Raw genomic sequence first — 13,660 nt, 5'->3', positions numbered from 1 at the left:
GTGGTCAGGAACGGTTCTTGCGCCACGGCCACGACCGGCGCGGACGCGGTTCGGCGGGATGCCCCGGGCACCACTGTCCGGCCGGGACGGTCGCCTTGACCTGGTCGACGTGCTGGCCGCATCCGGCCCACGTGGTTTTGCCGCAGGTGCGGCACGCGACGGGACGGCACATGGTCATCCTTCCGGGATCGTCGGGGCGCCGGTGCGCGGGCGGCGGAATTCGGCGAATGCCGGGACCGCGGCGGTCGCGCGCAGGGCGTCGAGCAAGCTGCGCCCCTCGGCCGGGGCGGGCAGCTCGGTGAGCACCGGACCGAAGAACGCCCGGCCGTCGATCGCGGTGATCGGGCTGCCGCCGGTTTCGCCGAGCGCGTCCTGGCTCTCCTGGTGCGCACGGCGGACGGACGGGTCCGCGTCGGTGGAATTCGCTTGCTGGGCAAGGTCTTCCGGCAATTCCGCGTCGCGCAAGGCCGCGCGAAGCAGTGCGCTGTCCAGCGGCTGCCGCTGCTCGTGAATCCGGCGGCCGAGCGCGACGTGGAACCGGGCGGCGGCGGCCGGGTCCGCGATCGCGGCGCGGACCCGGCCCGCGTGCAGCGAGTCCTCGACCCGCTGACGGTGGCCTTCCGCGACGGTGTTGCCCTCGTTGAGCACGGCGAGGCTCATCGGCCGCACGGAGAATTCCGCGCCCGTGTCGGCGAGCCAGCGGTAGGCGAGCCAGGCGAACGGGCAGACCGGGTCGCCGTAGAGCACCACGTCGGTCATGTCAGCTCCCGATCGAGCGCGTCGAGTGCGGATTCCAGCCGCTCGGCAGCCTCCGCGGCGACTTCGGCGACGCCGGCCTCCGGCGCGACCTCGGCCATGACGGCGGGGTTGATCGCCTCGACGACCGTGCCCTCGGCCCCGTTCTCGCGGACCACCACGTTGCAGGGCAACAGCAATCCGATCTCGCGGGTCGCCGTCAGCGCGCGGTGGGCGAGCGGGGGATTGCACGCGCCGAGGATGGTGTAGCGCTCCATCCGCTCGTCCAGCTTCTCGCGCATCGTCGCCTGCACATCGATTTCGGTCAGCACGCCGAAACCGGCGTCCGCGAGCGCGGTTCGCGTCTTGGCCATCACGTCGTCGAAACCCGCGTCTCGGTAGGTACGGGACAAACCCAGTTCCATGGCGGCTCCTTTCCTCGGGGCCCACCATACCCCCGGGGGCATTGGCTATGCCCCCAGGGGTATCGGTCGCTGAGGCGCTGTCCGATGTGCGGCAGCTTGTAGCCGCTTGCCCGACCCGCACTGTGACCGCCTCGCCCACGCGGGGACAAGCCGAGATTCTTGGCTTAGCCTCACCGTCGTGCCGCTGGGTGTTCAGCGCGCACTCTCGAACCCGCACCACGTTAAGGACGCCATGACGACCGTCAACGGCCTGCCGGCCCACATCCTGCTCGTGCACGCGATCGTCGTGCTGCTGCCGTTGAGCGCACTGCTGCTGGTGTTGAGCAGCGTCTGGCCGAAAGCGCGCGGCAAGCTCGCCGGTCCGAACGCCGTGCTGGCCGTGGTCGTGGTGATTCTGGTCCCGATCACCACGAACGCCGGGGAGTGGCTTGAACGCCGGGTCGCGCAGACACCGTTGCTGCGCGACCACACCGAACTGGGCGACACGGCGCTCTGGGTCGCGATCCCGGTCGCTGTGCTCGCGCTTCTGGTGTGGTGGCGGGAACGGGAAAACACCCGTTTGTCGGCGGATACCGACGATTCGCCCGTCGCGGGTCGTCGGACTTATCTCGCACCCGCGTCGACGAAAGTCACGGCAGCCGTCGCGGTGGTCGCGGTCTTGGCGGCCGGTGCGGCCGTCTACGACATGTACCGCATCGGCGATTCCGGTGCGCGGGCCAGCTGGCAAGGGAACTTCAGCGAGAACGCCGCTCCGCGTCACGCGCGTTAGCGGGCCGGGCTTTCCTGCCGGTAGCCGAGAAGAAGGGCGATCAAGTCGGCCCGCCCCTGGGTGAGGTCCGGCGGCGTGGGCGGCGGCGTGCGCTGAGTCCGGGCGCGGACCGCGCGGACGAATTCCCGGACCCGGGCCGGAGCGGGGACCAGCTCGCCGCCGAGGCAAGCCACCAGGATCAGGTCCTCGCCGGAATGGGTTTCGATGGCGAACGACCAGCCGTGCCGTTCGTCCCACAGCAGCGCGGTGTCGCGTCCGGGATGGACGGAGAGGTGACCGTCGAGCGCGAGGTAGGCCGACATCGGCGAATCGAGATCGATAGTGCAGGACTCCGGGCCGACGCCTGCTGCGGCGCTCACCGCGTCGAGATAGGCGGTCAGTCCGCAGAGCAGGCGGTATTCGTGGTCGGTGGTCAAGGGCTGGACGGTCATCGGCGCTCGTTTCCGCCGCCGCGTCGAACGGCGGTCCGCTTCAGGCTGCGCGCCGGGCGAATGGCGGACTAGGGCCGAAGGTCACCTGGCCAGGCGCCGCCGGAAGCAACCGGTGACGTTGGTCCCTGTGCTCGGTGGCTTGCGGCCGGTGCGCGAAGCGAGGCAGTCGGGTTGGCTCGGGTCGTTCGCCATGACAGGAGTGACCGCCATGGAAAAGACAGCGACCGGGGAGTGGACGCTCGCCGAGGCGGAGGTGCTGGGCCGTTCTGTGCTGCGTTTCCCTTCGGCGCACGACACGCAGCCCTGGCGAGTCGAGTTGACCGACGGTGCGGTGCTGCTGCGAGAGCGGGTCGACGTGGCGTTGCCGCGACGCGATCAGGCGATGTCCTGCGGGACGGCGCTCGCGAACCTGGAGTTGGCGGTCCGGGTGCTCGGCAGGCGCGCGGAAATCACCGTGCTGCCGGACCCGGAGCAGACCGACATTCTCGCGCGGGTCGAGGCGGCGGAGCCATTGCCGCCGACGGACCAGGAACTTCAGCGGTACGGCGCGATCATGGTGCGTCGGAGTCACCGCGGGGCGTTCACCGGACTGCCGGTCAGGGCGGAGCAGACCGCCCGCGTCGCGGCGGCCGCTGTGACGACCGGGGCGGAGGCGATCCGGCTCGACGGGGTGGCGCGGCTCGCGAGGTTCTTCGGCCACGCCGCCCGGACGCTCCAGGACGAGGCGGCGGGAACGCCGTTTGCCGCGCTGCCACCCGTCGGTCCGGAGTTGTTCCTGCTGCGGGAACGGCTCGAGGCCGAAACGGCGCTGCTTTTCACGACGCCCGGCGATGCGCGCATCGACCACATCCGGGCCGGTTACGCACTGGAGCGCTGCTGGCTCGAAGGGGTGACCCTCGGCCTCGCTGGCGCGGTTCTGACCCAGCCGCTGCGGGTGCCGGGGGTCCGGTCAGCGCTGTGCGAGGACTATCAGCTCGCTGGGTTTCCGCAGGCTCTGCTGCGGCTAGGGCGTTCGACGCGGGTGGCTCCGGCGAGTCTGCGTCGCGGGGTCGCTGAGGTGTTGGGCGAGCGGTGGGTGCGTCGAAGCCGAAGGCCGGTTCCGTGAAGGCCGTTGGTCCCTCGAATTCGGGACGACCCGACGGACTGCCGACGCGGATGACCACGCGACGGTTCGCCGCCCTGTGAGGCGCCAGGCGAGGGCGATGATGTTGCCGGGTGCCCGCGCTGGACGGGCACCCGGCAGGCTCAGTCGAAGTCGGCGTACCGGCGGTCCCGCCACGCGAGGGCCGCGCCGAGTCCGAGGGTCGCGACGAGTTCGGTGAACTCTGCCCGCTCCGGTGTCGAGGCCGAGTTCAGCACCGCCGCGATGTCGTGGTTCGCGGCGACGGCGTCGCGCAGTCCCATCGCCTCGTACGCTCGGGTCAGCGCGCGTTTGGTGTAGCGCAAAATGGACAGCGGGGTCAGGGCGATCTTCCGCGCGAGCTTGTCCACAGTGGACTCCAGCTCGGCGGCGGGCACGACGCGGTTCACCATGCCGAGTTCGAGCGCGCGCCGGGCGTCCACCACATCGCCGGTGTACAGCAGTTCGTTGGTCGCCTTCTGGCCGAGCAGGAACGGCATCAGCAACGTCACCGGACCGGACCCGAAGCGGATCTCGGGTTCGCCGAAGTGCGCGTCCTCGGCGGCGACGAGCAGGTCGCAGGCCATCGCGAGCTCGCAGCCGCCGGCGAGGCACCAGCCCGACACCGCGCCGACGACCGGCTTTCCGAGCCCCCACACCTTCATGGTCAGCCCGATGTTGTTCTCCAGGCCGGCGTGCCATTGCTCGGCCGTCGAGATCCCCGCCTCGACCTCCTGCGAGATGTCGTAGCCGACGCTGAACGCCCGCTCGCCGCCGCGCAGGACGACGACCTTGACCGTGTCGTCCTGTTCGGCCTCGTCCAGCGCCGCGGTCAGTTCCTGCATGAGCTCGACGGACAGGGCGTTGAGCTTTTTCGGCCGGTCGATGGAGATCCAGGCGGTTTCGCCGCGGAGTTCGGTTCGGATGAAGCTGGTCATCGGGTGCCTCCAGGGGTGTCGGGGGAGAGGACAGGTCCGTCGGCGTGGCGGGCGCGCAGCGCGCGTTTGTCCACTTTGCCCACGGGAGTCAGCGGCAGGCGCTCGACGCAGGTGAACGCGTCGGGCACCCAGAACGCCGGGAATCGTTCGGCGACATGGGCTCGCAGCTCGGTTTCGTCGACCAAGCGGCCTTGCCGGGGCACCAGCACGGCCACCGGGCGCTCCGTCCACTTGGGATCGGCGCGTGCCACGACGGCCGCGGCGGACACCGAAGGGTGGGTGCAGAGGTGTTGTTCGAGCTGCGCGGACACGATCCATTCGCCGCCGGACTTGATGAGGTCCTTGGCGCGGTCGTGCACCGCCAGCCGCCCTTCTTCGTCGAGCGACGCGACATCGCCGGTGTCGAACCAGCCGTCCCGGTCGCCGACGACGAACGGTCCGCGCACCTGGAGCGTGCCTTGTTCGCCGGGCGACCCGGAAATCCCGTCGATCCGTGCCTCCAGCAGCGGGACGAACCTTCCGGCGCGGACGCTCGGGTCGGCGCGTTCGTAGGTGCTGACCGCGAGCGTCTCGGTCATGCCCCAGGCGGTCGCGACTCCGGCGCCGAGGACGTCCCGGACCAGATCGACGACCGAGCGCGGGACCGCGCTGCCGCCGGTGAGGACTTCGCGCAGCGCGGCCGGCGGCGCGGTGCCCAGTTCGGCGAGATGGCGGCAGACGTCGAACCACACGGCCGGCACCGCTGCGGCCACCGTGACGCGTTCGGCGTTCAGCATCCCGGCGATCCGCGCTGGTGTGAGGTCGTGGCCGGGGAGCACCAGCGACGCACCGGTGAGCGCGGCGACGAACGGCAGGCCCCACCCGTTGACGTGGCAGAACGGCACCAGCGGCAGCACCCGGTCCCCGGCCCGCAGCCCGGAGGCGTCGGCCGCGCTCTGGCTGAGCGCGTGCAGTACGACGTCCCGGTGCGTCACCTCGTAGCTCTTGGCCGGACCGGTCGTCCCGCTGGTGTGGAAGCGGAACGCGGTGACGTCCTCGCGCAGGTCCGGCAGTTCGGTTTCGACATCCGCGGCGAGTTCTGCTGCAGCGGCGACCGTGATCCCGTGGCCGGCGAGTTCGGCGGCCGCCGCCCGGACCGCCGGTCCGACCGAGCGGTGGTCGAGCGCTTCCTGGCCGACCACCAGCAGATCGGTCCGCGAGCGATCGGCCCGCGCGATCATCGCCGCGCTGTCGAGCCGGAGGTTCAGGCTGCTGAGCGTCGCGCCGAGGAGCGGGACCGCGTACATCAGCTGCAGGTGTTCGAGGGTGTTGAACGCCAGCACCGCGACACGGTCGCCCTGGCGGATTCCGTACCGCCGGTGCAGGCCCGCCGCCGTCCGGGCAATCGCGTCGGCGAGCTCGGCGAACCGGAGCCGGATGCCGTCGGCGACGACCTCGGATCCGGGGTGGACGTGCTTCATCCGCCAGACGAGATGGGCGAGGGTGAGCGGGACGCTCATGCTTCCGCCAGCGTCGTGGTGACCTCCACCGGGCCGGCGAGGGTGTCGCGGATCGGCGACCGGCGCTGCACCGCGGCGGTCAATTCGGCGAGTTCCTCCCGGGTCGCGGTGGGCGAGGCGGCGTGCACGGTCACGCGGATCTGGCGTGCGCCCGGCCGGGCGTCGTCGTCGAGGCCGAGGAACGCCTGGAGGTCGAAGTCCGCCTCCAGTTCGAGACGCAGCGAGGACAGTTCGATGCCGCGGGCGGTCGCGTTGGCGGCGAAGGTGACCGAGTAACACCCGGCCAGCGCCTGGAGGATGTACTCGGCGGGGCTGGCCGCGCGGTCGGTGCCGAGGAGCGCGGCGGGCTCGTCGGATTCCAGGACGTAGCGGGCGGTCCGGCCCGGCACCGCGGCGCCGGCCTGGCGGAGGTCACCGGTGGTGGCGCGCTGGTGGCAGCCGTGCTGCCAGTCCGCGTCGAGGGTGAAGGTGACCTGGGCGAGTTCGGGCTGTTGCCGGACGGCCTCGATGGTGGCGGCGAGCGCGTCGCGGTCGATTCCGTTGGGGGCGGGGGCGGTCTGCGTCATCGGAGTTCTCCCATTTCGCTCGTGCGGTCGCGGGGTCCAGCAGCGACCGCGGGGTGTTCCGTGCTGGTGCGGAAGGTTTCGGGCGCGAGGTACGCGCAGACGCCGGTGATGACGCTGAGCACCAGGCAGTAGCCGACGACGAGCCACGGCCTGCCGTTGTTCGCGACGAGCAGGCTGCTGGCGATCAGCGGAGCGAGGCCGCCGGAGAGCACGGAGCCGAACTGGTAGCCCATCGACGCGCCGCTGTAGCGCACGCCCGCCGGGAACATCTCGGCGAAGAACGCGGCCTGCGGCCCGTACATGGCGTCGTGGAACAGGTTGATCCCGACGACCATGCCGACGGTGACCAACAGCGGATTCCCGGTGTCCGCCAAGAGAAAGAACGGTGCGATGAACACCGCGCTCGTGACGGTGCCGAAGAGGTACAGCGGGCGGCGGCCGTAGCGGTCGGACAGCCACGCCCAGGCCGGGACGGTCACGAGGCTGAGCGCCGACGCCACCAGCACCGCCCGGAGGCCGACCTCGTCGTCGGCGGAGCGGGCGATGTAGGCGATGCCGAAGGTCGTGTACAGGTAGTAGAGCGCGTTCTGGGACAGCCGCATGCCCGCGGTGAGCCAGACCGGACGGCGCTGCGTCCGCATCAGCTCGGCGAGCGGGCGCTCGGGAAGCCGGTTCTCCTGTTTCATCCGGACGAACGACTCGGGCTCGGCGAGTTTCGCGCGGATCAGCAGGCCGACCGCGACGAGCGCGCCGCTGGCGAGGAACGGGACGCGCCAGCCCCACGAGAGGAACTGCTCGGTGGTGAGCAGCGTCCGGCCGAGGGTGAACGCGCCGGCCGCCATGAGCATGCCCGCGGAGACGCCGATCTGAGTGAAGCTGCCGTAGAACCCGCGCCGTCCGGAGGGCGCGCTTTCGACAGAGACCAGCGCCGCGCCGCCCCATTCGCCGCCGACGCCGAAGCCCTGGGCGAGCCGCAGGAACACGAGCAGCACCGGCGCGGCGACGCCGATCGAGGCGTACGTCGGAAGCAGCCCCACCAGCGCGGTGGCGCAGCCCATGATCAGCAGCGAGGCGACGAGCATCGCCTTGCGCCCGATCCGGTCGCCGACGTGCCCGCCCACGAGCGCGCCGAGCGGCCGGGCCAGGAACCCGACCGCGTAGGTGCCGAACGCGGCGATCAGCCCGAGCGAAGGGTCGGCGCCCGGGTAGAAGAGCGGGCCGAATACGAGCGCCGCGGCGCTGCCGTAGAGGAAGAAGTCGTACCACTCGATGGTGGTTCCGATAAAACTGCCGAGCGCGACCATGCGTGCCGAGGGGGTGCGCCGCGTCGTTGCCTGCGCCATGGTTCTCACCGTTCTGTGGTCGGTGGAAGTGCGGTGACACCAGGAAAACAACGGATTCGGCGGCGATCAACGACCAGTTTTCCGCAGTGCTGTGCAGAATCGCACAGGGTTGGTCGTCGGTCCATTGTGGACGGTGGAGGAGGGCGCGTTGGCGGGGGAGGAGGAGCGAGCAGCTGTTACCCCCCGCCGGTTCATCATGGACAGTCGAGAAGGGCGCGTTCCCGGACCAGCCCGTCGATGGCCGCCGCCATGGCGCGCACGCGGGCCAGCCGGGCGAGCGCGTGCGGAACAAGCAGCCAATAGCTGTGCGGCACCGCATGCGGAAAGGTCTCGACCGGCCGCAGCCCGGCGGTGCGGTCGCCGATCCACGACGGCAGAAAAGCGAATCCCAGCCCCTGGCGGGCGGCGCAGATCTGGCCGGAGATGGTGTCGGCCCGGTATTTCGGGCGGGCCGAGGGCACGGCCCGGAACAGCGTTTCGAGCGTTGGGGCGCAGAGCGCGTCCTCGGTGTACCAAAGGAAAGGCGCGTCGGCGAGGTCGTCGGCGGACGCGATCGGCGCGTAGTTTTCCAGCAACGCCGGAGCGGCGTACAGGCGCAGTTCGTAGTTCGCCAGCAGCCGCGCGTCGACGGCGCGGGTGCTGGGGCGTTCGATGGCGATCGCGAGGTCGAACTCCCGCGTGCTGAGCGACGCGTGGACGTTCGCGATCACGAATTCCAGCGACAGCGACGGAAACTCGCGCGCCAGCCGGTGCAGGCCGGGGATCAGCAGGAAGGTGCCGAAGCCGTCGGGGGCGGTCACGCGGACGGTTCCGGTCAGGTGGTGGCCGGTTTGCAGGCAGTCCTCGCGCGCGGCGAGCACCGCGGCTTCGACCGCTTCGGCGTGCTCGAGCAGTCGCGTGCCTGCCGTCGTGAGCACCCAGCCGCCGGGTTCGCGGTGGAACAGCCGTTGTTCCGCCGTGCGTTCGAGGTGCGCGATGTGCCTGCCCACCGTCGTGTGGTTGAGGCCGAGGTGTTTCGCCGCTTCGGTGAGCCGGCCGCGGCGGGCTACCTCGAGGAAGATGCCCAGGTCGTCGGCGGAGATCATCGGAGTCCTCCCGGCGCGCGGGCCCGGGGGCGGGCGGGCCGCCCCCGGGCGCTGGGTTCAGGCGCGCCCCTGTCCCGGCGCGGCGGCGCCGATCAGCACCGAGACGTTGCCGAACACGTCCTCGCCGCGGCCCATCGCGGCGTGCGCGGCCGGCACTTCGGTGAACGGGACCGTCCGGCCGAGCACCGGGTCGATCGTGCCCGCGCGGACCAGGTCGTTGTACGCGACGGCCTGCTCGTCGTTCGTGCCGTGCGAACCTTGCAGCCGCTTCTGCCGCGTCCAGTGGTAGCGCAGGTCCACCATCGCGTCGAAGCCGGTCGTGCCCGCGCAGATCACCACCATCCCGCCGGGGCGGCACAGGAAGATGCTGGTCGGGATCGTCGCCCCGCCGGGGTGCTCGAACACGATCGCCGGGTCCTCGCGGGAACCGGCGATCTCCCACAGCTTCTTCCCGAACGCCCGCGCGCCCTTCGTCCATTCCTTCTGGCCGGCGGCGTCGTCGACCAGCGGCGGCACGCCCCAGTGGCCGAACTCGCGGCGGTTGAGGTAGCCGATCGCGCCGTGCTTCATCGCGAACGCGCCGCGCTCGTCGTCGGAGACGACCGCCACGGCGCGGCCGCCGGCGGCGCGCACCATCTGGCAGGCCTGCGTGCCGAGCCCGCCGGAACCGCCCCAGACCAGCACGAGATCCCCGTCCTGCAGGGTGTTTCCGGCCCAGCCGTAGAGCATCCGGTACGCCGTCGTCCCGACCAGCGTCGGCGCCGCCGCCTCCTCCCACGACAGGTGCTCGGCCTTCGGCAGCACCTGGTGCGCCTGCACCCGGGCGAACTGACCGAACGCGCCGTAGTTCGTGTCGTAGCCCCAGATTTTCGCGCTGGGCGCGATCATCGGGTCCCGGCCCGCCGCGATCCACGGGTCCTGCTCGTCCCACACCCCGGGGTGCACGATGACGTGCTGCCCGATCTCGACGCCGGTCACCCCGGCGCCGACCGCGTAGACGATGCCCGAGGCGTCCGACCCGCCGATGTGGAAGTCTTCCGGCTCCCCGCGCTTCTGCCGCGTCGCGATCTGGTCGACCGGATAGCCGCGCGCGGCCCACACGTTGTTGTAGTTGATCCCGGCTGCCATCACGCCGATCAGCACCTCGCCCGGTCCGAGCCGCGGGGTGTCGACCAGTTCGGGACGGAACGCGTCGGCCGGGTCGCCGAAGCGGTCCTGGCGCACGACCTGCGCGTGCATCCGGGCCGGCACCACGCCCAGCGGCGGCAGCTGGCCGATCGGGACCGGCTCCGCTCCCGGGGTCGCGACGCTCGTGCGTTCTTCGTCGTTCATCAGTGCACTCCTTCGTGAACGGACCGGCGCGCCGCTCGGTCCCGGCCGCGGGTGGTGCGCCGAGGCAAAGGGGATCCGGGGAATTCGCGCCGGTGCGGCTGTCTGCGCGCCGGGGATGACGCAGGCGACGCTAGAGGGGCCGGGCGGCGCGAGTCATGAGAAGAAACGATAAGTTTGACGGCGAAGCCTCGGAAAAACTGCGAACGGCGGTGCGGAATGGCGACGGACGCTTCGCGGCGGCAGGCAGTGCTGGACAAGGTTTTCGCGCGCCGCCACGAGCTGGCCGAGCAGCTGGTGGCCGAGTACCGCCGCGAGATCCCCGAGTACGGCGAGCTGCCCGAACCGGTGCTCGTGCGCGACGTCACCGAGGCGGCCGTCCTCAACATCGAATTCCTCGTGCGCAGCCTCGCCGACGACGATGCCGACCGGAGTCTCAGCGACTCGCACGAATGGCTCCGGCGCAGTGCCGCGCGCCGGGTGCACCAGCGGGTCAGCCTGCCGTCCCTGCTGCGCAGCTTCCGGCTGTGGGGCATCCGGCTGTGGCAGGCCATGGACGAGCTGGCCGGGGCGGGCAAGGCGGGCAGGCTGCTGTCGATCGAGCTGGCCGAGGCGACGATGGTGCACGTCGACCGGGTCTCGACCGCGGTCACCTCGGCGTACGTGCGGGAATCCGCCACGATCTCCGCCGACCGCACCGCGCTGCGCACCGACGTCCTGGAAACCCTCCTGACTGGCGAAGCGGTGAGCGAGCAGGCCCGCAGGCAGAGCGCGGTGCTGCGGATGACGCTGCGCGGGCCGGTGCTGGTCGCGGTCGTGCAGCTGCCCGCCGGGGTCGACTCGACGATCGGCGTGCAGTCGGCGATCCGCGCGGTGCGCAACCAGCTCGCTCCGCTGGCGAAGGAATTCCTGGTGGGCGCGCGGGAGTCCGAGGTCGTCGGCATCTGCTGCCTGGACGCGGCCGAGGACGCCCGCGAGATCGAGCCCGCGTGCGACCGGCTCGCCGACCCGGAACGCGGCTGGGCTGTTGGCGTCGGCCGCGTCGCCGAGGGCCTGCCGGGCGTGCGCCGGTCCTACGGCGAGGCGCGCGAAGCGGCCGACCTCGGCGGTCCGGCCGGCGGGCGGACCCGGGCCGTCCGGTTCGGCGACGTGCTGCTCGACCGGCTCCTGCGCGCGCCGGGGCACACCGACGCCCTGCTGGAGGAGACCGTGCAGCCGCTGCTGGACTACGACGCCCGCAAGGGCGCGCCGCTCCTGCCGACGCTGCGCGCGTACGTGGGCGCGAACTTCAGCCTGACCAAGGCCGCGGCGGAACTGTCGGTCAACCCGAACACCGTGGTCTACCGGCTGCGGCGCATCCACACGCTCACCCGGCGCGACCCGCTGCAGGTGGACGACCTGCTGCTGTTGTCGCTGGGGCTGCGGCTGTACGACTCGGGTGCCGCCGGGCTGCCGGACCTCTCGTAAAAACCGAGACGAATACCCGCGGAACTTCTCTGTTCCTCTCATGACGTGGGTTACTCGCGCCGCTTAGCGTCTGTCCCCGACGGCACCGGTCAGGTCCCCACCCCAGCTGCGCGCCGTCAGCCCACCCGCCTCGGCTCAAAGGAGAGTCCAAGATGGGCGATACCGTCGCGCCGTCCTCACGGCGTCCGCTGCGCGTTGTCCTCTCCGCCTTCCTGATCCTCGCCCCGGTCACCGCGGGCCTCGCCGTGCCGCTCTACCAGCGGACCGGCCCCGCACTGGGCGGGATCCCGTTCTTCTACTGGTTCCAGATGGCCGCGGCCGTGCTCACCGCCTTGTGCACGAGCGCCGTCTACCGGCTGCTGTTCGCCGGCGAGAAAGACGCGGAGGGCGAGGAATGACCTTCAACCCCGTCACCTTCACCGTTTTCCTCGTCCTGATCGGCGTCGTCACCGTCATGGGCTTCGCCGCCAGCCGCTGGCGGCGCGCCAAACAGGCCGAGCAGCTCGACGAATGGGCGCTCGGCGGCCGCACGTTCGGGCCGTTCGTCACGTGGTTCCTGCTCGGCGGCGACCTGTACAGCGCCTACACCCTGATCGCCGTCCCGGCCGCGATCTTCAGCATGGGCGCCTTCGGCTTCTACGCCGTGCCGAACGCGATCGTGTTGTACGCGCTGGGTTTCCTGTTCCTGCCCAAGCTCGTTTCGCTGGCGCACAAGAAGGGCTACGTCACCCTCACCGACTTCGTCAACGACCGGTTCGGGTCGAAGGCGCTGGGGCTCGCCGTCACGATCACCGGGCTGCTCGCGACCCTGCCGTACCTGGCGTTGCAGCTGGTCGGGCTCGAGGTCGTGTTCGGCGCGCTCGGGCTCGGCGGCTCGGGCTCGTGGTTCGTTCGCGACCTGCCGCTGCTGATCGCCTTCGGCGTGCTCGCCACCTACACCTACTCCGCCGGGCTGCGCGCGCCCGCACTGATCGCCTTCGTCAAGGACGGCCTCACCTACCTCGTGGTCATCGCGGCGGTGATCTGGGCCCCGATCAAGCTCGGCGGATTCGGCGAGATCTTCCGCAAGGGCGGGGAGGCGCTCGCGGGCAAGGCCCCGGCCGGCCCCGATCCCACGATCGCGGTGAACCCGAGCGTCTACCTGACTCTCGCGCTCGGGTCCGGGATGGCCTTCTTCCTGTACCCGCACGCGATCACCGGCGTGTTCGCGTCGCGAGGCGCGAAGACCGTGCGGCGCAACATGTCCGTGCTGCCGGTCTACACCGTGCTGCTCGGGTTCGTCGCGCTGCTGGGCATGATGGCGCTCGCGATGGGCGTCAAGCCGCACGACGGCAACCCGCAGTACGCGGTCCCGCAGCTGCTGTCGGCGCTCTTCCCGCCGTGGTTCACCGGGATCGCCTACGCCGCGATCGCGATGAGCGCGCTGGTCCCGGCGGCGATCATGGCGATCGCCGCGGGCAACCTGGTGAGCCGCAACCTTTACCGCCAGTTCCGCACGCGGCCGGTCAGCGCGAAATCGGAGACGCTGGTGTCGAAGGTCGTGTCGGTGCTGGTGAAGGTCGGCGCGCTGGTGTTCGTGCTGACTCTCGACGCGAAGTTCGCGCTGAACTTCCAGCTGCTGGGCGGGATCTGGATCCTGCAGACCCTTCCCACCGTCCTTTTCGGACTGTTCACGAAGCGGTTCGCCGACCGGCGGGCGCTGCTCGCCGGACTGCTGGTGTCGGTCGCCTACGGCACCTGGGCCGCTTACGAGGTCAAATCCGCGACCGGCGGCCCGTTCGGCGGGTCGACCGCGAAGCCGTTCTTCTTCGACAGCCCGATCTACATCGCGATCTCCGCGCTGGCGCTGAACTTCGCGGTGGTCGTGCTGGGCAGCGTCCTCGTCCGTGCGCTCGGCGCGAGCCCGCGCGGCGCGGTCGCGGCCGAAGAGCCGGTCCCGGCCCCGAACTGATC

General features: G+C 71.1%; 15 protein-coding genes. 5 read left to right on the top strand and 10 right to left on the bottom strand.

Annotated elements, in window-relative coordinates:
- Positions 1-4 precede the first annotated feature (4 nt).
- Genes FKO37_RS28875 through FKO37_RS28865 form a run of 3 tightly spaced genes read right to left on the bottom strand, consistent with a single transcriptional unit; the run spans position 5 to position 1,160 of the window.
- The gene (locus FKO37_RS28875) at positions 5-172 is read right to left on the bottom strand and encodes a hypothetical protein (RefSeq protein WP_162836033.1); all 168 of its coding nucleotides are present in this window, start codon (positions 170-172) and stop codon (positions 5-7) included.
- 2 nt (positions 173-174) lie between these two features.
- On the bottom strand, positions 175-759 hold the full coding sequence (locus tag FKO37_RS28870) for a hypothetical protein (protein WP_037806391.1): 585 nt from the start codon (positions 757-759) through the stop codon (positions 175-177).
- Positions 756-1,160 (bottom strand): DUF302 domain-containing protein, encoded by a 405-nt coding sequence (locus FKO37_RS28865; RefSeq protein WP_238606528.1) that lies wholly within the window; start codon positions 1,158-1,160, stop codon positions 756-758. Before FKO37_RS28865 ends, FKO37_RS28870 begins: the two co-directional genes overlap by 4 nt.
- A 232-nt stretch (positions 1,161-1,392) precedes the next feature.
- Here FKO37_RS28865 and FKO37_RS28860 point away from each other — a divergent pair, with 232 nt between their 5' ends.
- Positions 1,393-1,929, top strand: a complete 537-nt coding sequence (locus FKO37_RS28860; RefSeq protein ID WP_037806387.1) for a DUF2231 domain-containing protein — start codon at positions 1,393-1,395, stop codon at positions 1,927-1,929.
- On the opposite strand, the gene FKO37_RS28855 is transcribed toward FKO37_RS28860, so the two are convergent.
- The gene (locus tag FKO37_RS28855; protein ID WP_037806385.1) at positions 1,926-2,360 is read right to left on the bottom strand and encodes a DUF6292 family protein; all 435 of its coding nucleotides are present in this window, start codon (positions 2,358-2,360) and stop codon (positions 1,926-1,928) included. The two genes, FKO37_RS28860 and FKO37_RS28855, sit on opposite strands and share 4 nt — an antisense overlap.
- A gap of 208 nt (positions 2,361-2,568) precedes the next feature.
- On the opposite strand from FKO37_RS28855, the gene FKO37_RS28850 reads away from it, so the two are divergent.
- Entirely contained in the window at positions 2,569-3,465 is an 897-nt protein-coding gene (locus FKO37_RS28850; RefSeq protein ID WP_238606527.1) for a nitroreductase, read from the top strand.
- A 140-nt stretch (positions 3,466-3,605) separates the two neighbouring features.
- On the opposite strand, the gene FKO37_RS28845 is transcribed toward FKO37_RS28850, so the two are convergent.
- The 6 genes from FKO37_RS28845 to ccrA form a co-directional block, all read right to left on the bottom strand.
- Positions 3,606-4,418, bottom strand: a complete 813-nt coding sequence (locus FKO37_RS28845) for an enoyl-CoA hydratase/isomerase family protein (protein ID WP_238606526.1) — start codon at positions 4,416-4,418, stop codon at positions 3,606-3,608.
- A complete protein-coding gene (locus FKO37_RS28840) occupies positions 4,415-5,917 on the bottom strand; it encodes an AMP-binding protein (RefSeq protein ID WP_238606525.1) in 1,503 nt (500 codons plus the stop codon). Before FKO37_RS28840 ends, FKO37_RS28845 begins: the two co-directional genes overlap by 4 nt.
- Positions 5,914-6,483 carry an OsmC family protein gene (locus tag FKO37_RS47425; RefSeq protein WP_304512206.1) on the bottom strand — a complete coding sequence of 190 codons (570 nt, stop codon included), beginning with the start codon at positions 6,481-6,483 and terminating at the stop codon, positions 5,914-5,916. Before FKO37_RS47425 ends, FKO37_RS28840 begins: the two co-directional genes overlap by 4 nt.
- Entirely contained in the window at positions 6,480-7,826 is a 1,347-nt protein-coding gene (locus FKO37_RS28830) for an MFS transporter (RefSeq protein ID WP_199817159.1), read from the bottom strand. Before FKO37_RS28830 ends, FKO37_RS47425 begins: the two co-directional genes overlap by 4 nt.
- 194 nt (positions 7,827-8,020) lie before the next feature.
- Positions 8,021-8,911 (bottom strand): LysR family transcriptional regulator, encoded by an 891-nt coding sequence (locus FKO37_RS28825; protein WP_134732082.1) that lies wholly within the window; start codon positions 8,909-8,911, stop codon positions 8,021-8,023.
- Positions 8,912-8,968: 57 nt separating this feature from the next.
- Positions 8,969-10,243, bottom strand: coding sequence for a crotonyl-CoA carboxylase/reductase (gene ccrA / locus FKO37_RS28820; RefSeq protein WP_134662868.1), 1,275 nt, complete (start codon positions 10,241-10,243; stop codon positions 8,969-8,971).
- Positions 10,244-10,459: 216 nt separating this feature from the next.
- Between ccrA and FKO37_RS28815 the strand changes: the two genes are divergently transcribed.
- From FKO37_RS28815 to mctP, 3 genes are all read left to right on the top strand, one after another.
- Complete coding sequence (locus FKO37_RS28815) at positions 10,460-11,707, top strand: CdaR family transcriptional regulator (protein WP_037806378.1); 1,248 nt, start codon at positions 10,460-10,462, stop codon at positions 11,705-11,707.
- 152 nt (positions 11,708-11,859) lie between these two features.
- The gene (locus FKO37_RS28810; RefSeq protein WP_037806376.1) at positions 11,860-12,105 is read left to right on the top strand and encodes a DUF3311 domain-containing protein; all 246 of its coding nucleotides are present in this window, start codon (positions 11,860-11,862) and stop codon (positions 12,103-12,105) included.
- Complete coding sequence (gene mctP, locus FKO37_RS28805) at positions 12,102-13,658, top strand: monocarboxylate uptake permease MctP (RefSeq protein WP_037806375.1); 1,557 nt, start codon at positions 12,102-12,104, stop codon at positions 13,656-13,658. The genes FKO37_RS28810 and mctP overlap by 4 nt, the downstream gene beginning before the upstream one ends.
- The last annotated feature ends 2 nt before the right edge of the window (positions 13,659-13,660 follow it).

The sequence above is a fragment of the Amycolatopsis sp. Poz14 genome, from assembly GCF_006704225.1.
GTDB classification, from domain to species: Bacteria; Actinomycetota; Actinomycetes; order Mycobacteriales; family Pseudonocardiaceae; genus Amycolatopsis; species Amycolatopsis nivea.
The sequence above is the reverse complement of the archived record's forward strand: the minus strand, read 5'-3'. Positions and strand labels throughout refer to the sequence as shown.

What these genes read in the sequence shown, in the direction of transcription:
- FKO37_RS28875 (WP_162836033.1), bottom strand. Translation starts at nt 172, where the DNA reads ATGTGCCGTCCCGTCGCGTGCCGCACCTGCGGCAAAACCACGTGGGCC.
- FKO37_RS28870 (WP_037806391.1), bottom strand. Translation starts at nt 759, where the DNA reads ATGACCGACGTGGTGCTCTACGGCGACCCGGTCTGCCCGTTCGCCTGG.
- FKO37_RS28865 (WP_238606528.1), bottom strand. Translation starts at nt 1,160, where the DNA reads ATGGAACTGGGTTTGTCCCGTACCTACCGAGACGCGGGTTTCGACGAC.
- FKO37_RS28860 (WP_037806387.1), top strand. Translation starts at nt 1,393, where the DNA reads ATGACGACCGTCAACGGCCTGCCGGCCCACATCCTGCTCGTGCACGCG.
- FKO37_RS28855 (WP_037806385.1), bottom strand. Translation starts at nt 2,360, where the DNA reads ATGACCGTCCAGCCCTTGACCACCGACCACGAATACCGCCTGCTCTGC.
- FKO37_RS28850 (WP_238606527.1), top strand. Translation starts at nt 2,569, where the DNA reads ATGGAAAAGACAGCGACCGGGGAGTGGACGCTCGCCGAGGCGGAGGTG.
- FKO37_RS28845 (WP_238606526.1), bottom strand. Translation starts at nt 4,418, where the DNA reads ATGACCAGCTTCATCCGAACCGAACTCCGCGGCGAAACCGCCTGGATC.
- FKO37_RS28840 (WP_238606525.1), bottom strand. Translation starts at nt 5,917, where the DNA reads ATGAGCGTCCCGCTCACCCTCGCCCATCTCGTCTGGCGGATGAAGCAC.
- FKO37_RS47425 (WP_304512206.1), bottom strand. Translation starts at nt 6,483, where the DNA reads ATGACGCAGACCGCCCCCGCCCCCAACGGAATCGACCGCGACGCGCTC.
- FKO37_RS28830 (WP_199817159.1), bottom strand. Translation starts at nt 7,826, where the DNA reads ATGGCGCAGGCAACGACGCGGCGCACCCCCTCGGCACGCATGGTCGCG.
- FKO37_RS28825 (WP_134732082.1), bottom strand. Translation starts at nt 8,911, where the DNA reads ATGATCTCCGCCGACGACCTGGGCATCTTCCTCGAGGTAGCCCGCCGC.
- ccrA (WP_134662868.1), bottom strand. Translation starts at nt 10,243, where the DNA reads ATGAACGACGAAGAACGCACGAGCGTCGCGACCCCGGGAGCGGAGCCG.
- FKO37_RS28815 (WP_037806378.1), top strand. Translation starts at nt 10,460, where the DNA reads ATGGCGACGGACGCTTCGCGGCGGCAGGCAGTGCTGGACAAGGTTTTC.
- FKO37_RS28810 (WP_037806376.1), top strand. Translation starts at nt 11,860, where the DNA reads ATGGGCGATACCGTCGCGCCGTCCTCACGGCGTCCGCTGCGCGTTGTC.
- mctP (WP_037806375.1), top strand. Translation starts at nt 12,102, where the DNA reads ATGACCTTCAACCCCGTCACCTTCACCGTTTTCCTCGTCCTGATCGGC.